We start from the raw sequence: 24,320 nt of genomic DNA on the forward strand, positions 1-24,320 counted from the left end.
ATAAACTGTTAAACGCAATAATTTGATGAAGATATTACAACTGGGAAAATTTTATCCGATACGCGGCGGTGTGGAAAAAGTGATGTACGATTTGATGCTGGGGCTATCCGAGGCCGGGGTGTACTGTGATATGCTCTGTGCATCGACCGAAGATCATCCCGCGGCTGAAATACAGCTAAACCCCTGTGCCAAATTATTTATCGTCCGTACCTCCGTCAAAATTGCCGGCACCATGTTAGCTCCCGCCATGATTGGCAAACTAAAGAAGATTGCTGCTCAATATGATATTATTCACATCCATCATCCCGATCCCATGGCCAGTCTGGCGCTATACCTATCGGGCTATCGGGGGCGTGTTATTTTACATTGGCATTCGGATATTTTAAAACAGAAAAACCTGCTTAAATTATATAAGCCACTGCAAAGCTGGCTAATCAAAAGGGCCGATCAGATTGTGGGAACCACACCCATATATGTGGAGCAGTCGCCTTTCTTACAACATGTGCGGGCTAAAATTGACTATATCCCGATCGGCGTAAATCCGATGGAATATGATCCGGCGGCTGTTGCAGCGCTGAAAAGCCGTTATCCCAACAAGAAAATTATCTTTTCGCTGGGCCGCCTTGTGGAATACAAAGGTTATGCATATCTCATCCAGGCGATGCAACAGCTAGACGCGCATTTTCACCTCATTATTGGCGGAAAAGGTCCGTTGGAGCAGCAGCTTGTCCAGCTCATTGCGGAGCTGAATCTGCAGGAGCGGATCAGTATGGTGGGTTTTGTGACCGATGATGAAATCCCTACCTATTTTGGCGCTGCCGATATTTTTTGCCTGAGCTCTATCTGGAAAACGGAGGCCTTTGCTATTGTTCAGATCGAGGCCATGTCATGCGGTATACCCATCGTTTCTACGGATATACCCGGTTCAGGCGTGAGTTGGGTCAACCAAGACCAGGTATCGGGTCTGGTCGTTGCGCCCGAGAATGCAACAGCTTTGGCTCAGGCCATCCAGCAGATCGGTTCCGATCAAAGCTTTTATCAAACGTATGCCGAGGGAAGTCGAAAAAGGTATCATGAAAATTTTACGCGCGATAAAATGATCGAAAAGTGCAGGAGGATTTATGGAACGTATTAAAATTCAGGCCGCCTTCTTTTTTCTTTTACGTTGTGGACTTTGGGGAAAGAAACAAAGTGCGCATGAAAAGGAGCTCTTTCCCTTATCCGAGGCGGAATGGTCTGGGCTTTATCGCCGGGCGAACGAGCAGACCGTTCAAGCGATTGTTTATGATGGACTGCTCTGTCTAGAAAAAGCCAATCTGCCGCCACGGCAGCTGCAGCTGAAATGGTCGGTACAGATCGACCGGATCGAACGCAGCCATCACCGCAACAATAGCATGATCGCCCAGCAGCACGCTTTTTTCACAAAACGGCAGCTCCGGCCTTTGCTTTTAAAAGGTCAGGGGGTAGCGGCTAGCTATCGGCTGCCACAGCATCGTGTCTGCGGCGATATCGACTGGTATTTTGAATCAAGGCGGCAGTGTACACTTGCCGGTCTTCACCTCATCAAAAATAGCATACCCCGGGTCAATGCCGGGGGGCAGGTCTATCGTTGGGCTGATACAGAAATGGATTTGCATGACCGCCTTTTTGATTTCTACAACCCTTTTAGTAGGCAGGCGCTGAAACGGTATAGGATCGATTTTCCCGATACCACACTTACGATTGCTGGGCAGCAAGTCGCAGTATTGGCACCACAGGTTCAGATTATTCAGGTGACGGCACACATTCTCAAGCATTCACTGGCTTTTGGGATCGGCCTTCGTCAGTTCTGCGACCTGGCGGCACTGTATCACAGTTACAGTCATCTGTTAGATGGGACGCGTTTAGAAAAGCTTTACCGCCAGATCGGCTTGTTGCGCTGGATTGCTCTGGTACATCAGTTTCTGGTGCATGAACTTGGTTTAGCGAAAGACAAACTTCCTTTTCCTGCACCGCCTGCAACAGCTGGAATGGATATCCTCCAGGATGTCTGGGAGAGTGGCAACTTTGGATTTTATGATGAAGCTTATGTGCGAAGTATTGACGGAGTTTCTGTTGCACGTAAGAATCGGGCCGAAGCACTGCTGAGACGTATTGTACGCCACTTTCCTTATGCTCCTAAGGAGGCTTTTTGGTTCCCTATTATTCATTTTTTTAACCGGCGCGGCATATAATTCAATTTATCAGCGCTCATGCAGCTAAGTGCTCCTGCAGCTCAAACATTTAAAAACAAACGATTATTACGATATGAAAAGACAGATTTTAGGAATGATTTTACTTGGTATAAGCCTGCTAAGTTCGTGCATGGCACCCAAGAAAGTGGTCTATGTCAACGACATGGTTCCAAATATTGCCTATCGGGCACTGGATGTACCGATGTTAAAACTACAGAAGAGTGATCGGCTCAGTATAACGATTAGCGCGAAAAACCCCGAACTCGCGGCTCCTTTTAATGTAATGGGAGGCAGCTACGCTGTCGTGGAGAAGGAGAATAGTCTCAGTTCAAATACCGCTGGAGCCAGCGGTCCAAGTTACCTTATTGACCAGCAGGGTAATATTACTTTTCCAATTTTGGGCAATTTCCACCTCGAAGGCCTGACGCTGGAGCAAGTACGCGATATGTTGGCCAAGCGTTTGTCGGATGGCGGCTATATTAAAGATGCCATCGTGAAAGTCGAACTGCTGAATCTCAGGGTCAACGTCATGGGTGAAGTCAACCGTGTGGGCATTATTGATGTGCCGGATGCTCGTATTAATTTGCTGGAAGCAATTTCCAAAGCCGGTGGACTGACCCGAAACGCTGCATCAGATCGCGTGACGGTGATACGGGAAGAAAATGGCGTCCGAAAAAAGATGCTGACCAACGTCGGGTCTCAGGACATCTTTGACTCCCCGGCATACTACCTTCAACAAAATGACATCGTGTATGTGGAGCCTATAGCAGCCGAAAATACGCCGCGTGAAGATCGAAGCTGGCGGTTCACAACCATTGCTACCGGCGTGGTTACGGTCATATTGACGGCCATAAATCTGCTAAAATAACGGATTGAGAAATGAAAACAACACACTATAATCAATTACAGAAGGACAAATCGATCAATGTGCTGGATGTTTTGGCACATCTGCTTTACCATTGGAAATGGTTTGCATTGTCCATTCTCTTATTTGGATCATACTATTATTATCAGTACGCAAAATCACCCTTTATCTACCGTAGTGCAGAGACGATCATCATTAAAACACCGATGAATACACCGCGTACGGCCCGGATTTCCCGCACGAATGAAGCCTACAACTCCATTAGTGTGGCTAGTGAGATCCTACAGCTCAAATCCAAGGAACTGATGCGGCAGACCGTTACCCGTATTGGTGCCGAGATGAGCTATACAGTAGGCGATGGGTTGCGACGCAAGGAACTTTATACAGCAAGTCCGATTAAGGTAATTGTTCCACAAACAAAACCCGAAGATTCCTTTTCCTTTACGGTCACTCCCGTTGGTGGCAAGGAAGTTGTTTTGAGTAACTGGAGCGAGGGTGATGCCGCACTGGAGGTTGATGCTACCTTAGACAAACCTGTCAACACACCCTTTGGGCAGGTCATTGTACAGTCGGCGCTAAAGCCCAATAAAGCGCTTCCGCAGCAAGAGGTTAAAGTGGAGAAGTTTGCCCTAGAGGGTATGGTCAATTACTTTATTTCGACTATTTCCATCACCCAGATGGAGGAAGATGCTTCATTACTGCAGATTGTTGCCGAAGATACCAATCCGCTGCGCGCGACAGCCCTGATTGCGGAGATGATCAACGTGTACAATGAAGTTGCTTTGCAGGACAAAAACCAGATTGGGGTAAATACCGCTAATTTTATTCGTGAAAGACTGGCCATTATTGAGCAGGAACTAGGATCTGTAGAATCGAGTATTGAAGATTTGCGGACACAAAACCAAGGAATGGATGCTTCCACGGTCGGAACAGCCTATTTTGAGGACAGCAGATTGTATCAATCCGAGCGCAACAAGGTCGAGACAGATATCAATCTTGCGCAGATGATGCGTGGTTATCTGTCCGATGGCAGTAAGAAGAATGAACTTATCCCAAATAATACAGGACTGGTAGATGCCAGTGTCGAAACACAGATCAACGACTACAATACAACTTTGCTTCGGCGCAATCGCCTTATCGAAGGTAGCAGTGATGCCAATCCGGTGGTTCAGGATTTAGATCGGGCTCTCCAGGCCATGCGGGGTAATATCGGGCGGGCAGTGGATAACGCAATCGGTGGATTAAAGATCAAAGCCGGCAACATGAAGAAAGAAGAGAATGTTGCCCGAGGCAAAGCGATGCAGGTACCGCAAAAGCAACGGGTTATGTTATCGGTAGAGCGGCAGCAAAAGGTCAAGGAAGAACTTTATCTGTATTTACTTAACAAGCGTGAGGAGAATGCCATTAACCAGGCCATGACCGAAGATAATATCCGCGTTATTGATCCGGCAATCGTTTCCTTTGATCCTGTTGCCCCGAGCAGAATGAGGAAGCTGGGCTTAGGTATGGCAATTGGTTTTATACTGCCAGCCATTGTGATTATGACCCTTTCCATTCTGGATACCGGCGTACGGCGTCGTCAAGATATTGAGGAAGCCATTGATGTGCCCCTTTTGGGTGAAATTCCCTTGGCCACTAACAAGCGTACATCCCAGAACAATATTTTGGTGAGTGCCATGGGCAGAGACCCGCTCACGGAGGCCTTCCGCATCCTCCGCACCAATATGAGCTTTATGGCGAGGGAGGGTAAACATCCCCAGACTATTACTCTGACCTCTTTTATTCCGGGCGTTGGAAAAACATTCACCTCACTGAATCTATCGAGTACCCTGTCTTTTTTAAATAAAAAAGTTATTGTTGTCGATATGGATCTACGCAAAGGAACATTAAGTGAGCGCATGGGCATTATACACGGTAAGGGATTGAGCCATTATTTATCCGATGTAAACCTCGAACTAGAAGAGATCATTCATTACAACTTGCATGGAAAAAATGTTGACTATATCTCCATCGGTATGGAAGCCCCCAATCCGGTCGAGCTACTGCTCAGCAAAAGATTGGACCAGTTGATCAGCGATTTGCGTAACCGATATGATTACATCATTATCGATGGCGTGCCAACAGGTATTGTGGCCGATGCCACTGTGGTAGACCGTGTGTCTGACCTTACTTTATTTGTGATCCGCGCTGGTAAGATGGATAAACGGCAGTTGCCAGAAATCCAAAAAATCTATGCAGAAAAGCGCCTTTCCAATTTGGCAATTATTCTGAATGGACTCAAATTAGGGCAGTCTGGGTATGGTTATGGCTATGGTTACGGCTATGGTTATGGTCGTGAAGAAGGACAAAATAGTTGGAGAAAAATAGCTCGGTCTATTCGAACGATCTTTACCCGTAAAATCAAGCATTAATGGAAGAGTGCTGTTTTTATGTAGTTATGAAAATATTTTTTTTGATTGAAGAAAACTTTGGAGGTGTCTAGGGGGAATAAATTCCTTTTGTTGAATTTAAAGCGTGTTTTCTTTTTTCGTAATGTTCGGAAACAGAAAGTTTCAGTTAATGGAAATTTGAAATCAGAAAAATTCTGTCAAAATTTGTTCACTGTCCTTTTGCGTTCTATTCGAATGTCTTACAAGATGATGGACTATTGTAAGCGTTCTTTCAAATATTGACAAAGCAAAGGAATAGGTTTTGATTATTTGATGTCATATTTGGATCATGCAGCCGTGACCGGACCACCCGGTTGGTCGCGGCTTTTTAAAACGTTCTACAGTAAGAATCAATTATAATGAAAGATAGAAAAGCCTTTATGTTACAGGTTGCGCGGGAAGTACTCACAGGAAGGATTTCGGTGCAAGAGGCCATGCAACGCAGCAATGTCAAAGATAAACGTACCATTGTGAGCTGGTTGAAGCGAGCGATAAAAGAAAATAAACCGGGCAAGGTGATGGAGTTAACTCTCGAAAATTATTGCTATCAGGAAGATTTAAATGTTCATTCGAACGAAGAAAAAATCACCAAACTGGAATCCGAACTGGAGGGAGCCAAAAAGCGAAATTTAGAGCTATTACATTTTCAAAAGATACTAACCAATAAAATTAACGACCTTGAAGTATTGATACAGTATGCCGAAACAACACATAAAATCGACATTATGAATGTCAGAAGAAAAAAAACCAGATAGTCAAGCTGTTTTAATCCAGATAAATACGTTGGTGGCATCTGTCTGCCAAATGAAGGTCGTGTGTCACAAATAAACACAATTTATGTTTGCCATATTCCAGTAGACGTTGTATCAATGTATCAGCTGTGCTACGGTCCAACGCCGAAGTGATCTCATCGAAGAGCCATATATCACCATTATGCATTAAGCCTCGGGCTATGGCAATTCGTTGCGCCTGTCCTTCCGATAGGCCAATACCAGACTCACCGATTTGGGTATCTATACCGTCAGGAAGATCAAATACAAATTCGGCACAGGCGATGCGCAGCGCTTGCTGTATATCCAGTTGCCCATTTTCTTTAACATGTAGCAACATATTTTCCCGTATTGTGCCGCTGAACAAAGAATTACCCTGCGGTATATAAGCAAAGTTGATGCGATGGCTAGCGGTCAGCGGCCTTACGCCATCTTTGTCGACAAGCGATATCTCTCCCTTTTCAGCTTTCAGCAGCGCCAGCAATAAACGGATCAATGTTGTTTTTCCTTTTCCACTCGGTCCAATGATAGCGGTGGGCTCACCCACCTTTAAGGAAAGATTTAAATTTTGTAAGACCCATTTGTCTTCATATCTAAAAGAGAGGTCGTTGATGCGCAGTTCCTGCGTTTCATGAAGACGTTGTTGTGTCACTTGAGGTTCGATTTCACCAGCCTGGAGTTCCAATAGGCGATCCGCAGAGACGCGGAAGCGGACAAAACCGGGGATGTAAGCGATAAGTGCTAGAATGGGTGACTGTATCCGGGCAACCAGCTGCAAAAAGGCAGTCATCGTTCCGAAGGAAATTTGTCCGGCCTGCAAGCGATAGATCCCCCAAATAAAAGCGACGAGGTAACCGGCATTCATGGCCACTTTCATAGCACCTTGGGTGTAGGTAGAGAAGTTGAGCTGCCGTATTTTTAGCCTAAAAAGTTGCTCTTGGCTTTCGGTCAATTTTGCTCTTCTTTTAGGAAAAGCACCCATCGCCCGGATGAGCAGGCGAAAGCGCAGGTTCTCTTGCAGCACTTTGGAGAAATTACTTTCTTCCGCTTTCACTTCCTTGCTGAGTTTGCGCATTTTGCGGAAATAGAGTTTCGAAAAAACGAAGAGCGGTGATATCGCCAGAATCATCAGGGCCAGCATTGGGTCCATATACCAGAGGAAGCCGACCGAGGCCAGTAATTGGATTGCGGTCAATATAAAAGACAAGCATGTATTGGCGATTGTATTGGCTACTTCCTCGCAGTCTGTCTGAATACGGATCTGAATGTCACCTGTATGCCAGTTTTTGATCAGCTTCCAGATGGATAGCATCTGTGCGTCGAGCATAGTTCGTTGCAACTCTAGTGTAAGCATCAGCTTAATCCGTTCCATCAGACGTCCGGAGTACCCTTTAATGCCGACATTCAGGGCAATAGCGCCAATGATACCTAGTAACAACCATTTTAGCGGAAGTTCACCTGGAGATGTTGCTGTATCAACGGCTTTTTTGGATAGGTATACAAAAACTAAAGAGAGCACAATACAAATCAATTCCAATATGAAATAAAAGAACAGTTTGCTTCGATATCCTTTGCTGATCGACCAAGCCCAGTACAAGTGTTGTTTCAAACTGCTGCTATTCATGTCATCTAAGTGATTGCCTCATCAATGCGTAAGTTTACTATCCAGGTAGTTTTCATTCTTCCAGCAGTCCCTGTTTTTGGAAATCTTCGAGTAAAATTGCTGCATCGGATTGTGCTTGTTCTTTACTGACCTCATAATTTTCAACGAGTAACTCCACGATGGTATCCGTTTCAAAATCTTTACCCTTGAGTTCTTCCCAGAGCCAGGCCGCCGAGCTGTTGAGCGTATATACTGTTGACAGGTCGACCATATCTTGGTTGGGGTCTACAATCAAATGATCTGAACCGATGGTTCTCAAAATTAAATCCGTTCTTAACTTCATAAGGTTTAAAATATAATAATAAGTGATAGCTTGATTCAGGCTATGGTATCAAACATAAATAAATTGTGCCTTAAATACAATATAAAAGACTCGTATTTAAGGCACAATTTTAAATTTTATTTCAGTGCTTGTCCGTTTTGTTGCTTTGAAGTTCAAATATGATTTTACTGTTGCCTGAATGCTCTAATGGTGTCACGTAGACCCTCCTTTGCTGTTTTAGGCAAGCGCTCGATTGCCAGAGCAACTTTTATTTTTTTATTTGAAACAACAAGGTTGCTTGTCAATTTTTTCAAGCGCCATGTATTCAGAGGGAAAGCTCTACTATGGTCGCCGATCTTTGATAAAAAGGAAACTATACGCTTTGGCAGTGGAAAACAAGGAATTTTTAAGCCTGTTTCCTGTTTCATGATATTTACAATTTCATTGGACGATAAAGTTTCATCGTCGGATAGGTGATAGATTCCTGAATTTATCTTTTCATTTTGTAAAAGGATCTGTTCAATAAAGTAACAAAAATTGTCAACGGACAGAAATGAGCGTTTATTCTTAAATCGAACTAAGGGATATGGGATTCCTTTACTGACTATAGAGAATAACTGTCTTAAGTTGCCTTTATCGCCAGCACCATGCACCATTGGAGGACGTAAAATAATTAATTTCTTACCTGCAGGTAACTTCTGACTCATTAGCCATTCTTCGGCTGCCTGTTTAGATTTACCATATGGAGAAACGGAGTTATAAGTGGAATTTTCGGATAGGGACTTGGCAGATTCTACCTCTTCGATCGCTGCTAGGGAGCTGATATGAATAAATAAATTTGCCTGCGATGAGATGAATATCTCAAAAGCTTTCTTTGCCAGTTCAAAATTAGCAAAATAGAAATCATCTTCTGTTGCTTTCCCCGTAAAATCGTGCGCTTTACCCACTAAATTTATAACACAGTCCGTTTGAAGATCATCATTTAACCAACTTAGATTTCTCATCGAAACAAATTGACATTGAAACGGATCTTTGAGCTTTTGGCTTAAATGTCCCCCTATAAAGCCGCTATTGCCCCCTAAAACTAGTACTTTCATCTTAATCCCTTAACCCTTTCTTGTATTTATATGGCTAAATAAATATTTAATTATCGTGCCAATACGAATTATGAATATTTCCCTTTATAATTGTTATGCTTATCAATGTTTAGTTCTCTCTAAAACAGTGGTTTATGTTCTTAATTGAGCCTGTCAATAAAAACTTTGGTTTGAAGTACATCTAAACATCGTAAAAAATTTGCCTCATAATTCTAGCCAGAATAATTGCTGCAAATATACATATATTTACTTATTTTAATTTACTCAACGTTAAATCTAACAAGATTGCTACAGTTTGTTGTTAAAAAATTTTAATATTTTATTTCGGTAGCTGATTAGCAATACGACTATTTATTTTAGGGTTATTTATTCTTTGATTGGATATTTTTATCCGATAGCTTTAATAATATCAGGGAGTTATGCGGGAGATCTTGAAATAAATTGTTTAGGTAAGCAAACATAAGGCAAAGCGATGTAAAAATGGCCTGCCGCTGATGGTATTGATTATTTCAATTTAGCGAAAATACGGCGCAGGAAACGGATATGATACCAAGCTAAACCACGTAATCTTGCCCATCTACTTTCGATATCGATAGCAATATCACCATTTTTTGGATAATGCCTAGAGGCGACAGCGATCACATCTGCTGCTGTTATATACTCGCGGAGGACAAGATTTCCATCGCCTGCCAATATATATTGACCGTTTTTTTTGCTCACAAGACGATGGAAGACAAATTTATCTTTGTCTTTAACGAGTACATTGCAGCCTAAAGCGAGTGATTGTCCCTGGTATACGCTTAGCACGACCGAGTCGCCATCCTGGATAAAAGGACGCATGCTTCCGCCTTTGATTCGAATACGCACTTCTTTACCTTCGCCGAGTATGCGCTGCACCTCTTTAAAATAGTCTTCGTTTGAAATGATCCGTGTTGTGTTATCACTTGTGTTTTCGGACATCGGTTATTGGTTGTTTTTAACAAAATATGCAATGACCTGCTGTAAATAGGTGTCTTTCAATAGAACCTTTTTGTTTTCATTCAGAAGATAAATCGTCGGGGAAGCTTTTAGGTCGTATAAATTAAAGGATAATACTTTGCTTTCACTATCAAAGCCGTTGATCCATTGATCAGCTAGCTGCGACTGGTAGTTTTTCCACTTGGTGCGATCTCCCCATGGGTCGATAGCGAGTACCTGCACCTGTAATTGTGTAAAGAGTTGCACCAATTGGGGGGTATCACGTAGTTGCTGGATCGTTTCTTTACAATGCGAACAGTCAGGATCGTAAAAGATCAAAAAGGTATACTTAGCTTTTGTATCCGATAGCTTTTGTTTTTTACCGTTCACCAATTCATAACTGAAATCTTCGGCGGTTTGTCCCTCTTTATTTCGGAGTACCAATTTATAAGTAGGTCTATAGGCTTCTTTTTCAAGATCAGAAAGTAAATCTGTTTTAATCAGATAGCGTAATACGGATTCGTAGATTATATCGTTGCGCATAGGCGAATTGCCGTCATATAGGTAATGCTCGTATTGCTTAATGAAATAATCGAAGCTGCTTCTGTTGACTTTTGCTTTGTCCAGCATGAGGCTTACTGCGCTATCTCTTGTCGCTGAATCAGGTACTTGTGCCAATAATTGAAGAAAATCGGCAAGTTGCTGTTCTCCTTTTTCCGGATTTTTCACTTGGGCAGTATCCTGCATCTCAAATTTGTCCCAAAAGTGGAATAAAGTGCTATCTGCAGAACTCATTGGTTTTGAATTTTGCTGTACAATGTCATTTTTTTGCTTTTCTGTTTTTTTATTGTCCTTACAGGAGCAAAGGAATAACGACATTACACTTATGGAGAGCCAGAGGCTATAGATTAGAGATTTCATTTAATTTATGCTTAACTTTACGAAGTTAATAAAACTTCATGATTCTACTTGAATGAATCTATTTCTATTCTGCAGGTTTTTATTGATCAGAAGAATAATAATTCAATGTTTTTAATAGCTTGAATAAGTATATAAGAGCGAAGCGAGGAGGAGTGCATTTAAATTTAAACACCGATTGAAGAGGAAAAAGTAGCAAATACTGGTGTAACCTCGTTATGATGTCTTGATAAATCCTTTCGCTAATTAAGGCAAATAGGCGGAGAAAAGGCAATGACGACCTTTGTAAGGTAAATTTTTAAACCATTTAATTAAATAGTTTTACTAATTTTGCGGCAAAATGCCGACGTATCGAATGAAAAGAATAATATTATGGTTATGTATAGCAGGTTTTGTGGGAACAGCACATGCACAGACCAATCCTGCGAATATAAAAGTTGATAATCTTAATGACGCACAGATTGAGCAGTACGTTAAACAGGCAGCATTAATGGGCTATGATGAAAGTCAGCTGGATAGTTTTGCCCGTGCGCAAGGCGTGTCTGCTGTTGAAGTTCAGAAGCTAAAAGATCGTTTGGTGAAAATTAGACGTAAGAAACAGCAGTCTGACCAGCAGGGATCATCTAGACTGGCCGATAATAGTCAGCGTGTTGGCCGCCAATTGGGGAATTCTGCAGCAGATTCACTTCAAAATAAACAACAGAACAAACTAGATTCCGTTCAAAATGAAGATGGGAAGTTAAGGATTTTTGGGTCAGATCTTTTTAGAAATAATACGATCACATTTGAGCCCAACTTACGCATGGCAACACCAAGTTCCTATATCATCGGGCCAGATGATGAAATCTTATTGGACATTACAGGAGATAATGAAGCATCGTATAAACTTCCTGTCAGTCCAGATGGAACAATTAAGGTGGAATATGTAGGACAGATCAATGTTGCCGGTTTATCTATAGGGGCAGCAAAAAGCAAGATCGAACAACGCTTGAGCGGTACATATCCAGCCTTACGTTCTGGAAGGACTCAGGTGAGTGTGACTATTGGGAACATTCGTACCATTCGTGTTACTTTAACAGGAGCCGTTACAAAACCTGGAACTTACAGCCTCCCATCTTTGGCCACTGTATTCAATGCCCTTTATGCCTCAGGAGGTCCCAATAAAAATGGTACCTATAGAAATATTCAGGTAATCCGCGGTAACCGTGTCGTGAGCACGATCGATGTATATGATTTTTTGGCAAATGGTATACAGCAAGGTAATATCCGTTTACAAGATCAGGATATTATTCATATCCCAGTATATGGTGCCCGTGTGCAGTTCGAAGGAGAAGTTAAGCGGCCTGCGATTTTTGAAACGGTACCGGGAGAATCGTTGTCAGATATTTTGCGTTATGCTGGAGACTTTACGGAAAATGCCTATAATGCCAAAATTAAAGTTCTTCAGACAACCGGCCGGGAGCGCAGTGTTCAGGATATTTATGCGGATCAGTTTGCGAATTACGTGCCCAAAGGCGGCGATCAGTATATCGTAGAGCCTATATTAGAACGTTTTGCCAATAGGATCAGTGTTTTAGGCGCGGTATTTCGTCCGGGGATCTTTGGTTTAGAACCAGGCATGACATTGAAACAGGTCCTTGAAATGGCAGACGGTCTGCGTGAAGACGCTTTCCTGGAGAGAGGTATCATTAATCGTCTGAAAGCAGATAATACTTCTGAACTGATTAATTTCAATGTGCGTGAAGTATTGGCCGGTACGGTTGCGGATATTCCTTTGAAAAGAGAGGATAAAATAGAAATAGCCTCTATTTTTGATTTAAGGGATGAATATAAGTTTACTGTTCAGGGAGAAGTTCGTTTTCCTGGCGATTTTCCATTTGCGAGCAATGCTACATTGGAAGATATTATTCAAATGGCTGGAGGACTTACAGAAGCGGCTAAGAATGCCCGTGTGGAAATTGCCAGACGCATAAAAAATCTTGATGTAAGTGATCATCGTTCGTCAAAAACCATTTTGGTCGATATTAAAGATGGTGTTCTGATGGATCCAGCTGTGACATTACAGCCTTATGATGTCATCTCAATCTTAGGCGATGCGGGGTTCCGTACCCAACGTCAGGTAAAAATCGAAGGCGAGGTATTGTATCCGGGCCTTTATACGATTGCACGTGAAGACGAACGTATTTCGGATATCATTAAAAGGGCGGGAGGATTGACTCCTTATGCTTATACGGAAGGAGCTTCGCTGAAACGTACCGGGATGTCTAAGTTGAAAGCAGAAGAGAAAAAGGAAAAAGAGCGTTTGCAAAATCAATTGCATAAGGATAGTCTAGCGGATAGCGAATCTACATCGAAGCAAGAAGCCGGAGAGCTGGACGAAGACAATAAGGATAACTCAAGGGCAAAAAGTACGGCTTTGGCAAAAGTATCTCAACAAGGGATGTCAGCTTCGGATATTGAGCCAAGCGATCTTGTCGGAATCGAGTTGAATACAATTTTGGCTAATCCGCACCAGCGAGGCGATTTATTGGTTTTGGATGGTGATATTATTAGCGTGCCAAAAGAATTGGAAACAGTTAAAGTTGCAGGGGAAGTGTTGAATCCCAACAATGTCGTGTATGTCAAAGGAAAGAATCTTAAATACTATATTAACCAAGCCGGCGGATTCACGGATAATGCGCTAAAGAAGCGTGTTTTTGTGCAGTATGCAAACGGTGCTGTTAAAGGAAAAGACGGAGGATATCCAGATGTGAAACCGGGAGCGGAAATTATTGTTCCCAAAAGAGCTCCCCGAGAAAGACTTACCTCGCAGGCCTGGGTGGGTATTGGAGCTGGGGTCGCATCTACTTTAGCTATTATTTTAAGCTTATTCAAATAACCTATGGATAGAAAGAATAATGAAGAAGTGATAAGCTTTAGGGATCTTCTCCTTGGTTTTAAAGGTTGGATGCGGTATATCCTTTCCAAGTGGTACTTTTTTATCATTGCCGTTTTAATTGGAGGAAGTATCGGCTACTTCTATGCCAAATCCCAAAAGCCGACCTATACGGCGAGCACGACATTTGTATTGGAATCTGGAGAAGGAGGAGGTAATTCTGGTGGACAGATTGCAGGCCTGGCGGCACTCGCAGGCGTGAACTTGGGCTCATCTGGTGGTGATATTTTTCAAGGAGACAATCTTTTTGAGTTGTACAAGTCGCGAAAGATGATCGAGGCGACGTTATTGTTGCCATCGCCGAGCGATAGTTCTATGCTTATCTGGGATCGTTATTTGACTATGATCGATGCACGTAAACGTTGGAAAGCCCAGCAACCAGCTCTTCTTGAACTTGACTTAAAAAAAACTGTGCCAGCACAGCTGATCCGAAGCCGTGATAGTTTATTACAAAAAGCAGTGCTGGATATCAACAAAGATTATTTAGCAGTCGGTAAACTTGATAAAAAATCTTCTTTGATCAAGGTTGATGTCAATTCGACAGACGAGATTTTTTCAAAAGAATTTAACGAGGCGCTGGTGGCTCAGGTCAATGATTTTTATGTAAAGACAAAGACGAAAAAATCATTGGATAATATTGCTATTCTACAGCAAAAAACAGATTCTGTTCGGTCGGTTATGAATGGGAATATTGCGACGAGTGCAGTGACAATCGATGTTACTCCTAATCTAAATCCGACTAGGCAGGCTCAGCGTCTGATTCCTACACAGCGCTCACAATTTTCTGCAGAAACAAATAAAGTGATTCTAGGGCAGATGGTGCAGAATTTAGAATTATCTAAAATGGCCTTAATGAAAGAGTCGCCATTGATACAGAAAGTTGATGAACCTATTTTTCCGCTTTTAGTAGAACGGCCCAGTGGGTTAAAAACTGCTATAATTTTTGCATTCGCAGCCGCATTCTTAACATTTGTTGTGTTAGTTATTAAAAGGTGGTATACTGAAATTTTAAAAAATTAACGAAATACTAAATAATGAATTTAGATAATAAATCGATACTGATCACAGGGGGGACGGGATCGCTTGGCAAAGCATTGGTAAAACATATTACGAGCAATTATCCTGAAGTGAAGCGATTGGTGATATTCTCGCGAGATGAACAGAAACAGTTTCAAATGGCACAGGAATACCCTAATGATCAATACCCTCAAATTCGTTTCTTTATCGGAGATGTGCGGGACAAGAAACGGCTCGTAAGAGCAATGAAAGGGATTGATTATGTTATTCATGCCGCAGCGATGAAGCATGTTCATATTGCCGAATATAATCCCGATGAATGTGTCAAGACAAACATTCACGGGGCTCAGAATGTGATTGATGCTTGTTTGGAAACTGAGGTTGAACGTGTTGTTGCTTTATCGACGGATAAAGCCTGTGCACCAATTAATTTATATGGAGCGACTAAGTTGGCTTCCGATAAACTATTTGTTGCCGCAAATAATATACGCGGCAACAATCCAATTAGATTTTCTGTCGTGCGATATGGCAATGTCATGGGATCAAATGGGTCTGTAATACCTTTTTTTATGAATAAGAAAAAAGAAGGTGTTCTTCCAATAACAGATCCACATATGACCCGCTTTAATATCTCGTTACAGGGCGGTGTGGACATGGTGATGCATGCCTTATTTCAAGCATGGGGTGGGGAAATTTTTATACCAAAAATTCCGTCATATCGTATTACAGATGTTGCGGAAGCTGTTGCTCCGGAATGTGAGCATCGCGTTATTGGTATTAGACCGGGAGAAAAGATTCATGAAGAAATGATCACGCCCTCGGATTCATTTTATACCTACGATTTAGGAAAATATTACACCATTTTACCAGCAGTTCCGAAATGGAAATTATCCGATTTTCTTGAAGCTTTCCAGGGCAGCAAAGTAGAAGAAGGATTTGCTTATACTTCTGGTGCTAATACCGTGTGGGAAACTGTTGACAGCTTACGCACGTTAATTAAAGAGCATGTTGATCCATCTTTTGAGCTATAATTATGTCCAATCAAGTTATTCCATACGGCAGACAGCATATCACAGAGGAAGATATTCAGGTCGTTATTGATACCCTAAAATCTGATTATTTAACACAAGGTCCCAAGATCAAAGAATTTGAAGATAATTTCGCATCTTATGTAGGAGCCAAATATGCAGTCGCGGTCGCTAATGGTACCGCTGCATTGCATCTATGTGCTCTGGCTTTAGACGTGAACAAGGGAGATAAGGTAATTACCACTCCGATTACCTTCGCTGCTTCGGCCAATTGCGTTCGTTATTGTGGCGGAGAAGTTATTTTTGGTGATATTGATCCAAAAACTTATTTATTGAATATAGATTCTGTTAGGACACTATTGAAAGAATCTCCAAAAGGGACTTATAAAGGAATAATTCCAGTTGATTTTGCAGGGCGCGCGGTCAATTTGGAAGAATACAGAAAACTTGCTAACGAATATGATCTTTGGATTATTGAAGATGCTTGTCATGCGCCGGGTGGATTTTTTGTTGATTCACATGGTGAAAAGCAATTTTGTGGAAACGGCAACCATGCAGACTTGGCGATCTTTTCATTCCACCCTGTAAAACATATTGCATCCGGTGAAGGAGGGATGATAACAACGAATGATGAAACGTTATATAAGAAATTATTAACATTACGGACACATGGTATTGTAAAAGACAATGATCTTTACGAAAATACGGTGGCCTTTGCAGGTGGTGATGAATCCTATCCGTTGTGGTATATGGAAATGCAGACACTTGGTTATAATTACCGTATTACAGATTTTCAAGCGGCATTAGGTAATAGCCAATTAAAACGAGCTGATGAAGGCATTGCCATCAGAAGGATGATTGCAGACCGTTATCAGGCTGCATTTGCGGATTTACCTTATATAAAAGGACAGTCTGGTTCTATTGAGGGCCATGCTTATCATCTGTATATTTTAGAGGTAGAAGACCGATTAGGGCTATATAATTTCTTGAGAACCAAAAATATATTTGCACAGATACATTATATTCCTTGTCATTTAATGCCATATTATCGTGAGTTTGGATGGAAAGAGGGAGATCGTCTGCAGGCTGAACAGTATTATAAACATTGTATTAGCCTTCCGATGTATCCAACTTTAACAGAAGCAGAACAGGAATATGTTATTGAGGAGATTAAAGGGTATTACAAATGAATGTTAAGTTAGCAATTTGGGGTGATAGAATTGGGCCTGACATTGGACTTACACATTGGATGCTTCATTTTAGGTTTCTGACAAATTTTTTTTTTGCTGGGTAAATTTGGTCGGGTCGGGACGAATTTCCAGATACGACCTTATGTAAGCATTGTTGGCGGCAAAAATATTCTTATTGGCAATAATGTTACCTTACGTCCATTTACTCAGATACATGCTGGTAAAGATGCCCAAGTGATTATCGAAGATGACGTGTTGATTGCTCCCGGTGTATTTATCACAACCAACCAGCATAATTTTGAAGATATTCTAAAACCGATTCGACTTCAAGGAGGTAACTCAAGTGATATTCATGTTAAGAGCGGTGCATGGATTGGCGCAAATGCGATCATTATGGACGGAGTAACAATTGGGCGCAATAGCGTAGTTGCAGCTGGAGCTGTAGTGACGAAAAATGTCCCTGATTTTTGTGTTGTCGGTGGTGTGCCTGCTAAGGTAATCAAAATGCTCACTTGAAACCATTATGATTTATTCAAACGCGTGAGGGAATGAATAAAATCTGATCGCTTCATCACGAATGAGAGACAAACCGAGTGATACAAGCTCATTGATACCCATGAGACTAACACTTATAAATACTTTAAACGGATGAAAAATATTTGTATTATTCCTGCGCGTGGCGGAAGTAAACGAATTCCTAGAAAAAATATAAAGAATTTTTTGGGAAAACCTATTATGGCTTATTCAATTGAAGCGGCTGTAAATTCAGGATTGTTTACCGAAGTCATGGTGTCAACAGATGATGCAGAAATCGCAGCAATAGCTCGTCAATATGGTGCCAAGACACCTTTTCTTAGATCTCCTGAAAATTCTGATGATTATGCTAGTACCACTGCAGTTATTAAAGAAGTCCTAGCAGCATATGCCGGCTTAGGGGTTTACTTTGATGCTTGTTGCTGTATTTATCCCACGGCTCCGTTGATTGATGCTGGTAATCTAATTCGGGCGAACGATTTGCTCCTTGAAGGTGCTGGTGATCTGGTGATGACTGTGGTTGCTTATAGTTTTCCTATCCAAAGGAGCTTACTAATTAACTCTTCCCGGAAACTCGCCTATAAGTATCCTGATCAACGCTTAATGAGGAGCCAGGATCTTGAGCCGAGCTATCATGATGCGGGGCAGTTTTATTTTTTCTTAGTCAATGGATTTCACACTAGAGCGGGGATTATGAGTGATAGTGCTGTTCCTCTGATACTGTCCGAAATGGATGTACAGGATATTGATAATGAATCCGACTGGATGATAGCTGAATTGAAAATGAAATTAAGATCAACAAATTCGTGACATGATGAATATTGGAATATATGTAGAGGGGGGACATTATTTAGGATTGGGCAATGTGTATCGTATGATTTCATTGGCTAAATCCTTAATGAAAGAATCTTATATCCAGGTCTATTTTATAACGACAAGTGATGAGTCCATTTGTGAATTAATTCAGCATCATGGTTTTGCTCATGTCATCAAGGAAGCTGATCTAAACGGTGTATCCAACGCTTTGCAGCCGCTAAATTTAGCGGTATTAATTGTTGATGTTTTAAATATAGATATTCTATTTATCAAAACCATAAAAGCGAGGTACCCAGTTCAGGTTGTTCTTTTCGGAAATAATAACGAAGCAAATCATGTGTCGGATCTTGTTATAAATGCAATTATCTCGACAGTGCAGTTCCGCAATGAAAATTATATTGATCGTTATCATACGCATTACTTAAAAGGGCCAAAATATCTGACATTACGAGATGAATTTGAATTTCAGGGATATCAATATTCGAATGCGATAAAAAAAATTTTGCTCCTTTTTGGAGGTAGTGATCAGGCCAATTTGAGTTTTAAAATTTTAAATGATTTATTGGCAGATGATCGTGTAAAGCATTTAAAGTTTACTGTTGTTACTGGTGCAGCATATAGCAATGAAGCTAGTTTAGCAAGATTTAGTTCGATGGAGAATGTTCGTATATTAAAAAATATTACTAACGTCAATGAAGTTATGCTTTCGAGCGATTTCTTATTTACATCAGCAGGGACCTCTTTTTTTGAAGGTCTCTATTTGGGAATTCCTTCGGTAGCATTTTTTCAAAATGATGCACAGAAAGATGTGTTTGGCAATTTTTTTAACACGTTTGATTATGAAGAAGTTCCTTCCGTTGTAGAGCTTATGTTGGCCGTTTATGGAAATTATGAATGTTTTTGTAAAGGGATAGCGGATTTGGAAGTCGGCATCGGGAAAAAAGAAATAGTAGAAACGATATTAAATTTGAAGAAATGATTATAGTTATAGGTGGCACAGGCTTTATAGGTGCCTATTTAGTCGATGAGTTGTTAAAAAACGGAAAAAAGGTCTTTGTTACCGGGCGCAATAAGGCGGTATTGGACCATTATAAAAATATTGGAATAGATTCATGTTATTTGGATCTGAGTGACCGTTCATCATTTGAGCAATTGCCTAGCACGGGGATTGAAGCAGTTGTTCTTTTAGGGGCACATTTGCCGGCAAATGTACAGGACTACGATCCTCAGGATTATATTGATATTAATATTACGGGAACATTGAATGTGCTGGAGTTTTGCCGCACGAATCATATTGATACAGTTATTTCAACAACATCCTATTCTGATGTGCGGACATTATGGGTGAAGGATACCCCAATTGACTCGGATGCACCACGCGAAGCGATGTTTAAAGGAGATCATGCTGTCTATTCGATTTCAAAAAATGCAGCAACGGATCTAATCGTACATTATAGTGAAGAATATGGGATCAACGGCAGCGTTTTTAGATTGCCGCCTGTATATGGCTATGGCCCCCACGCTGTCATTTACGTGGACGGCAAATATTATAAATCCGGATTTCAGGTATTTTTAGAAAAGGCCATGGAGGCTGAAGATATTGAAATATTTGGTGATTACACCGCTTCCAGAGATGTTGTTTATGTCAAGGATGTTGTTCAGGCATTTGTGAAAGCAATTGCTACTAAAAATGCACGAGGAGTTTATAATATTACTTCAGGTATATCCACTTCATTGGTCGAACAGGTTGAAAATATTGTCGCGGTATTTGGGCCAAGCGACAGAAAATCTAACATTAGCTTAAATACAGATAAGCCAAACAGCAGTTCAAGTTATATTTTTGATATTTCAAAAGCAACGAAAGACTTTGGTTATTTGCCCCAATATGTGCCATTTACCAGGCTTTTGGAAGACTATAAAGCGGAAATGACGAGTAAGAAATTTGATTTTTTAATTAATTCCAGGATAAAATCATGAAAGAAAAAATTCTGATACTTGGGGCTGGTATGATTCAGGTACCCATCATAGAAAAAGCTAAGCGCTTGGGATATGTTGTCCTTGTATTAGATGGAAGTGCTGAAGCTCCGGGCATGAAGCTGGCAGATTATAGCTTTGTTATTTCAACTTTAGATGCTGAATCTGCATTACAGATTGCTATTGAACATCAGGTAGATGCAGTTATTACAACTTCAGATTATCCGGTTAATGTGGTGGCGATGCTATGTGAGAAACTCAATTTGATCGGGATAAGCCCATTTGCTGCTGAAGTATGTACAAATAAATATTTACAGCGCAAATTGGCCCTTCAATTTGGTATTAAGTGTCCACAGTTTGTTAAGCTAAATTTTAATCATTTATCAGCTTATACTGTTCCTTTCAGTTACCCCGTCATTGTAAAACCATTGGACTCGTCTGCCAGTAGAGGTATTACGATTGTCTATGAAGAATCTGCTTTAGCAGATGCCTTTGTGCAGGCAAAACGTTATAGCCGGACCGATGAATTTTTGATAGAAGAATTTATTGAGGGAAAAGAATATAGTATAGAAGGATTAGTACAGCAGGGCCGGTTACATGTATTGGGAATAACAGAAAAATTTTTGGAAGAAGCCGAGGGTATGCTTTTCCCGGTAGAAATAGGCCATGTCTGTTCGGTTGTTTTTGAGGCGTCCTTACAGGAACGTGTTGTGCATTTTGCGGATTCAGTAGTACAGGCTTTTCAAATCGACAATAGTGCATTACATCTGGAGTTTAAGTTATTTAATAATCAGATTTATTTAATTGAATGTGCAGGTAGACCTGGGGGAGATTTTATCGCCTCAGATTTAATCCCGCTGGCGACAGGTATTGATCTATTGGAGGGGCTTATCAAAATTGCTATGGGTCAAGAATTGCGGATCGAAAGGTCGATAGATAGGTATGCCGGTATTAAATTTTTAGATCGGAGCAATTACCATCGTTTGGCGGCTTATTTACAGCAATCTTCTCATGCTTCAATTTCTAGATTTACTATTGAAGCGTACAAAGATGCACCCTTACAAAGTTCATTAGATCGGCTGGGCTATTTTATAGCTTGTGATAAAAATAAAGAAAGGTTAATTGAGATATTAGATGGAAAATAGAAAAAAATTCGATTACACGCAGTTCAAAGAAAATGGGGAGCTGTTCATTATTGCGGAATTATCTGCCAACCATAATAATGAGTTCGATTTAGCGATAAGAACTATTGATGCTATCGCAGCAACGGGAGCAGATGCCGTTAAAGTGCAGACTTTTACACCGGATTCACTTACGTTGGATGTGGATAATGAATATTTCGGGCCTAGAAAAGATGGTCTTTGGAAAGGAAAACGTCCTTATGATCTATACCAAGTGGGAATGCTGCCCTTCGAATGGCATGAGAAATTAAAGAAACATGCAGAATCCTTAGGCTTATTTTTCTTTTCATCTCCTTTTGATTCGAATTGTGTCGAATTTTTGGAAAGTCTGGATGTGCCGATGTATAAAATCGCCTCGGCTGAGATTACAGACATTGATCTTATCAGGTCTGCAGCGAGTAAAGGCAAACCCGTTATTATCTCTACCGGTATGGCAGGGTTGGAGGATGTGGAACTAGCTATTGAAACATGTTTATCCGTCGGTAATGATCAGGTTATCTTATTGAAATGTACCTCTGAATATCCTGCACCAATAGACATGGCGAATCTCTCGACAATACCGATGCTGAGGGAAAAATTTGATGTTGTCGTAGGGGTATCAGATCATACTATGGGCAATATAGTCCCAACTGTAGCTGTTGCGATGGGCGGGCAGGTGATTGAAAAACACATCATATTATCGCGCGATTTGGGAGGCATTGATTCTCAATTTTCGATGGAACCGGACGAATTCAAGGAAATGGTTGATTATGCCCGGATGGCTGCAAAATCTATTGGGAAGCCCCTTCTTGACTTAAGTGAAAAAAATAAGTTGAGAAGAAGGTCTATTTTCGTTGCAGCAGATATATTGGCCGGCGAGGAGCTGTCCATACACAATATGCGCGTTGTTCGGCCCGGTCATGGGTTAGCTCCTAAATACATGAAAGATCTCCTGGGACGCAAAGTAAAATACTCGGTTAAGAAGGGAACACCGTTGGATTGGAATATGTTAATCGAAAATGATAAATAAATTTAAGCAAATAATTACTGCGGTATTTAGAAATAATGTTGTTCTGTATCTATTTAGCAGATATTTTACATTTTTTCTTCAATTTCTAAACTCCTTGTTTTTAGCTAGTAATCTAGGACCCTACTACCTTGGTATATGGGGCTTTTTTAGTTTGTCTCTGCAATATATAGCGTTTTTAAATTTTGGTATTCAACAGTCTAGCAATAACTATCTTTCACTGAAGTTTTCGAATGAAAAATTACGGGGAAAAATAGCGGCCAATACCTTGAATCTATTATTTGTGCTATTTGGTGTTTTGATTCTAGTGGCTCTGGTATTTCGATTGTTTGCATTTGATTTTGCTGAAAAATATCATTTCTCTACCCTGTATATACCTTTATTGGTCGCTGGGATTATGAATCATCTGATTATTTTCTTTTCTAATATATATCGTATCTACGGGAAATTTCTAAAAATTGCATTAAGCCAATCCTTGTCGGTATTCCTTACTTTATTGGTGGTTTGGCAATATAAAGGAGCATATCTTTTAGATATTTTAGTATTGATACAAGTTGCTTCGGCTATTTTTTCGGTTATCTTGTTTTTGATAGGCATGCCATTCAAGATAAAATTCTCGATGAATACCTATTGGTTGAAACGTATCGGTATTAAGGGATTATATATGTTTTTTTATAACTCCTCATTTTATTTTATGATGCTCGCCAGCCGGTCGTTTGTAAGCACTTATTATGCGGTAGAAGAGTTTGGTTACTTTACTTTTGCTTTTACTTTGGCAAATACATTATTGTTATTATTGGATTCGGTAAATTATGTTATTTATCCTAAAATACTCAATCGGTTTTCAAAGATGGATAAAAGTAAGGTTGTTACCGAGCTGGGCTATATTAGATCCTGTTATACAACTTGCACCCACCTGCTGGCTCATATGGCCATCGCACTGTTTCCTTTATTTTTATATCTATTTCCCAAATATGCGGATAGTCAGAATGCATTTCGGCTTTTGATATTGACCATTATTTTGACGACAAATGCCTTCGGTATTTCAGGATTTATTATAGCAAAAGGGAAGGAGCGAAGCTTGGGGCTGATTGCGTTTAGCTGTTTGTTATTGAATTTGGCCTGTAACTATTTACTTGTTGTTGTATGGCATGTCAGATTTGAATATGTTATTCTATCGACTGGTTTAGCCTATCTTGTTTATATTTTTGGGATTAATTATTTTGGATCAAGTCTCATTGGTGATAAGTTAAATTTCCGACAATTGCTTAACTTTACATTTAATGCCAAGCTTTTATTGCCCTATATGTTAAGTTTAATCTTTATATTTTTGAATTGTCCCAATTATTTTTATAGTTTTTCAACCCTGGTGTTTATCGTTCTTAATATCAATAACTTTAAACAGGTCGCGCGGATGATAAAGCGCTTAATTTTGGATCCGAGTATATTTTCTTTAAAATAGATT

21 protein-coding genes are annotated in these 24,320 nt (G+C 40.7%); 16 read left to right on the forward strand and 5 right to left on the reverse strand.

From position 1 onward, the window contains the following. Positions 1–25: 25 nt before the first annotated feature. The 5 genes from BV902_RS02005 to BV902_RS02025 all read left to right on the forward strand — a co-directional run bounded on the left by BV902_RS02005 (position 26) and on the right by BV902_RS02025 (position 6,262). Positions 26–1,135: a glycosyltransferase gene (locus BV902_RS02005; protein ID WP_075990548.1), complete on the forward strand. Its 1,110-nt coding sequence runs from the start codon at positions 26–28 to the stop codon at positions 1,133–1,135. Continuing rightward, positions 1,122–2,213 carry a nucleotidyltransferase family protein gene (locus tag BV902_RS02010; protein WP_075990549.1) on the forward strand — a complete coding sequence of 364 codons (1,092 nt, stop codon included), beginning with the start codon at positions 1,122–1,124 and terminating at the stop codon, positions 2,211–2,213. The genes BV902_RS02005 and BV902_RS02010 overlap by 14 nt, the downstream gene beginning before the upstream one ends. A gap of 73 nt (positions 2,214–2,286) precedes the next feature. Continuing rightward, the gene (locus BV902_RS02015; RefSeq protein ID WP_075994576.1) at positions 2,287–3,081 is read left to right on the forward strand and encodes a polysaccharide biosynthesis/export family protein; all 795 of its coding nucleotides are present in this window, start codon (positions 2,287–2,289) and stop codon (positions 3,079–3,081) included. Positions 3,082–3,092: 11 nt separating this feature from the next. After that, the gene (locus BV902_RS02020) at positions 3,093–5,489 is read left to right on the forward strand and encodes a GumC family protein (protein WP_075990550.1); all 2,397 of its coding nucleotides are present in this window, start codon (positions 3,093–3,095) and stop codon (positions 5,487–5,489) included. Between the two features lie 377 nt (positions 5,490–5,866). Beyond that, complete coding sequence (locus tag BV902_RS02025; protein ID WP_075990551.1) at positions 5,867–6,262, forward strand: hypothetical protein; 396 nt, start codon at positions 5,867–5,869, stop codon at positions 6,260–6,262. A gap of 10 nt (positions 6,263–6,272) precedes the next feature. Here BV902_RS02025 and BV902_RS02030 read toward each other — a convergent pair whose 3' ends face one another. The 5 genes from BV902_RS02030 to BV902_RS02050 all read right to left on the reverse strand — a co-directional run bounded on the left by BV902_RS02030 (position 6,273) and on the right by BV902_RS02050 (position 11,177). Continuing rightward, positions 6,273–7,901: an ABC transporter ATP-binding protein gene (locus BV902_RS02030; protein ID WP_075990552.1), complete on the reverse strand. Its 1,629-nt coding sequence runs from the start codon at positions 7,899–7,901 to the stop codon at positions 6,273–6,275. 52 nt (positions 7,902–7,953) lie between these two features. Further along, complete coding sequence (locus BV902_RS02035) at positions 7,954–8,223, reverse strand: PqqD family protein (RefSeq protein ID WP_075990553.1); 270 nt, start codon at positions 8,221–8,223, stop codon at positions 7,954–7,956. Positions 8,224–8,387: 164 nt separating this feature from the next. Further along, positions 8,388–9,299 (reverse strand): NAD-dependent epimerase/dehydratase family protein, encoded by a 912-nt coding sequence (locus BV902_RS02040; protein ID WP_075990554.1) that lies wholly within the window; start codon positions 9,297–9,299, stop codon positions 8,388–8,390. Positions 9,300–9,803: 504 nt separating this feature from the next. After that, positions 9,804–10,259, reverse strand: coding sequence for a S24/S26 family peptidase (locus tag BV902_RS02045; RefSeq protein WP_075990555.1), 456 nt, complete (start codon positions 10,257–10,259; stop codon positions 9,804–9,806). Between the two features lie 3 nt (positions 10,260–10,262). Continuing rightward, positions 10,263–11,177: a DUF5106 domain-containing protein gene (locus tag BV902_RS02050; RefSeq protein WP_083663432.1), complete on the reverse strand. Its 915-nt coding sequence runs from the start codon at positions 11,175–11,177 to the stop codon at positions 10,263–10,265. Between the two features lie 352 nt (positions 11,178–11,529). Between BV902_RS02050 and BV902_RS02055 the strand changes: the two genes are divergently transcribed. From BV902_RS02055 to BV902_RS02105, 11 genes are all read left to right on the forward strand, one after another. Beyond that, complete coding sequence (locus BV902_RS02055) at positions 11,530–14,052, forward strand: SLBB domain-containing protein (RefSeq protein ID WP_157625842.1); 2,523 nt, start codon at positions 11,530–11,532, stop codon at positions 14,050–14,052. A gap of 3 nt (positions 14,053–14,055) precedes the next feature. Beyond that, complete coding sequence (locus BV902_RS02060) at positions 14,056–15,129, forward strand: hypothetical protein (protein WP_075990557.1); 1,074 nt, start codon at positions 14,056–14,058, stop codon at positions 15,127–15,129. 14 nt (positions 15,130–15,143) lie between these two features. Then, a complete protein-coding gene (gene pseB / locus BV902_RS02065; protein ID WP_075990558.1) occupies positions 15,144–16,157 on the forward strand; it encodes a UDP-N-acetylglucosamine 4,6-dehydratase (inverting) in 1,014 nt (337 codons plus the stop codon). Between the two features lie 2 nt (positions 16,158–16,159). After that, positions 16,160–17,344, forward strand: coding sequence for a UDP-4-amino-4,6-dideoxy-N-acetyl-beta-L-altrosamine transaminase (gene pseC, locus BV902_RS02070; protein WP_075990559.1), 1,185 nt, complete (start codon positions 16,160–16,162; stop codon positions 17,342–17,344). Between the two features lie 93 nt (positions 17,345–17,437). Further along, positions 17,438–17,860, forward strand: a complete 423-nt coding sequence (locus BV902_RS02075; protein WP_083663433.1) for an acyltransferase — start codon at positions 17,438–17,440, stop codon at positions 17,858–17,860. A 132-nt stretch (positions 17,861–17,992) separates the two neighbouring features. Beyond that, positions 17,993–18,688, forward strand: coding sequence for a pseudaminic acid cytidylyltransferase (pseF, locus tag BV902_RS02080; protein ID WP_075990560.1), 696 nt, complete (start codon positions 17,993–17,995; stop codon positions 18,686–18,688). Position 18,689: 1 nt separating this feature from the next. After that, complete coding sequence (locus tag BV902_RS02085) at positions 18,690–19,673, forward strand: glycosyltransferase (RefSeq protein WP_075990561.1); 984 nt, start codon at positions 18,690–18,692, stop codon at positions 19,671–19,673. Then, entirely contained in the window at positions 19,670–20,671 is a 1,002-nt protein-coding gene (locus tag BV902_RS02090; RefSeq protein WP_075990562.1) for an NAD-dependent epimerase/dehydratase family protein, read from the forward strand. Before BV902_RS02085 ends, BV902_RS02090 begins: the two co-directional genes overlap by 4 nt. Beyond that, positions 20,668–21,813, forward strand: a complete 1,146-nt coding sequence (locus BV902_RS02095; protein WP_075990563.1) for an ATP-grasp domain-containing protein — start codon at positions 20,668–20,670, stop codon at positions 21,811–21,813. Before BV902_RS02090 ends, BV902_RS02095 begins: the two co-directional genes overlap by 4 nt. After that, positions 21,803–22,858: a pseudaminic acid synthase gene (pseI, locus tag BV902_RS02100; RefSeq protein ID WP_075990564.1), complete on the forward strand. Its 1,056-nt coding sequence runs from the start codon at positions 21,803–21,805 to the stop codon at positions 22,856–22,858. The genes BV902_RS02095 and pseI overlap by 11 nt, the downstream gene beginning before the upstream one ends. Beyond that, on the forward strand, positions 22,848–24,317 hold the full coding sequence (locus tag BV902_RS02105) for a lipopolysaccharide biosynthesis protein (protein ID WP_075990565.1): 1,470 nt from the start codon (positions 22,848–22,850) through the stop codon (positions 24,315–24,317). Before pseI ends, BV902_RS02105 begins: the two co-directional genes overlap by 11 nt. Positions 24,318–24,320: the final 3 nt, after the last annotated feature.

The sequence above is a fragment of the Sphingobacterium sp. B29 genome (assembly GCF_001952815.1).
Taxonomy (GTDB): Bacteria; Bacteroidota; Bacteroidia; order Sphingobacteriales; family Sphingobacteriaceae; genus Sphingobacterium; species Sphingobacterium siyangense.

Excerpts from the sequence above, each read along its gene's own strand:
- BV902_RS02005 (WP_075990548.1), top strand. The coding sequence starts at position 26 with ATGAAGATATTACAACTGGGAAAATTTTATCCGATACGCGGCGGTGTG.
- BV902_RS02010 (WP_075990549.1), top strand. The coding sequence starts at position 1,122 with ATGGAACGTATTAAAATTCAGGCCGCCTTCTTTTTTCTTTTACGTTGT.
- BV902_RS02015 (WP_075994576.1), top strand. The coding sequence starts at position 2,287 with ATGAAAAGACAGATTTTAGGAATGATTTTACTTGGTATAAGCCTGCTA.
- BV902_RS02020 (WP_075990550.1), top strand. The coding sequence starts at position 3,093 with ATGAAAACAACACACTATAATCAATTACAGAAGGACAAATCGATCAAT.
- BV902_RS02025 (WP_075990551.1), top strand. The coding sequence starts at position 5,867 with ATGAAAGATAGAAAAGCCTTTATGTTACAGGTTGCGCGGGAAGTACTC.
- BV902_RS02030 (WP_075990552.1), bottom strand. The coding sequence starts at position 7,901 with ATGAATAGCAGCAGTTTGAAACAACACTTGTACTGGGCTTGGTCGATC.
- BV902_RS02035 (WP_075990553.1), bottom strand. The coding sequence starts at position 8,223 with ATGAAGTTAAGAACGGATTTAATTTTGAGAACCATCGGTTCAGATCAT.
- BV902_RS02040 (WP_075990554.1), bottom strand. The coding sequence starts at position 9,299 with ATGAAAGTACTAGTTTTAGGGGGCAATAGCGGCTTTATAGGGGGACAT.
- BV902_RS02045 (WP_075990555.1), bottom strand. The coding sequence starts at position 10,259 with ATGTCCGAAAACACAAGTGATAACACAACACGGATCATTTCAAACGAA.
- BV902_RS02050 (WP_083663432.1), bottom strand. The coding sequence starts at position 11,177 with ATGAAATCTCTAATCTATAGCCTCTGGCTCTCCATAAGTGTAATGTCG.
- BV902_RS02055 (WP_157625842.1), top strand. The coding sequence starts at position 11,530 with ATGAAAAGAATAATATTATGGTTATGTATAGCAGGTTTTGTGGGAACA.
- BV902_RS02060 (WP_075990557.1), top strand. The coding sequence starts at position 14,056 with ATGGATAGAAAGAATAATGAAGAAGTGATAAGCTTTAGGGATCTTCTC.
- pseB (WP_075990558.1), top strand. The coding sequence starts at position 15,144 with ATGAATTTAGATAATAAATCGATACTGATCACAGGGGGGACGGGATCG.
- pseC (WP_075990559.1), top strand. The coding sequence starts at position 16,160 with ATGTCCAATCAAGTTATTCCATACGGCAGACAGCATATCACAGAGGAA.
- pseF (WP_075990560.1), top strand. The coding sequence starts at position 17,993 with ATGAAAAATATTTGTATTATTCCTGCGCGTGGCGGAAGTAAACGAATT.
- BV902_RS02085 (WP_075990561.1), top strand. The coding sequence starts at position 18,690 with ATGATGAATATTGGAATATATGTAGAGGGGGGACATTATTTAGGATTG.
- BV902_RS02090 (WP_075990562.1), top strand. The coding sequence starts at position 19,670 with ATGATTATAGTTATAGGTGGCACAGGCTTTATAGGTGCCTATTTAGTC.
- BV902_RS02095 (WP_075990563.1), top strand. The coding sequence starts at position 20,668 with ATGAAAGAAAAAATTCTGATACTTGGGGCTGGTATGATTCAGGTACCC.
- pseI (WP_075990564.1), top strand. The coding sequence starts at position 21,803 with ATGGAAAATAGAAAAAAATTCGATTACACGCAGTTCAAAGAAAATGGG.
- BV902_RS02105 (WP_075990565.1), top strand. The coding sequence starts at position 22,848 with ATGATAAATAAATTTAAGCAAATAATTACTGCGGTATTTAGAAATAAT.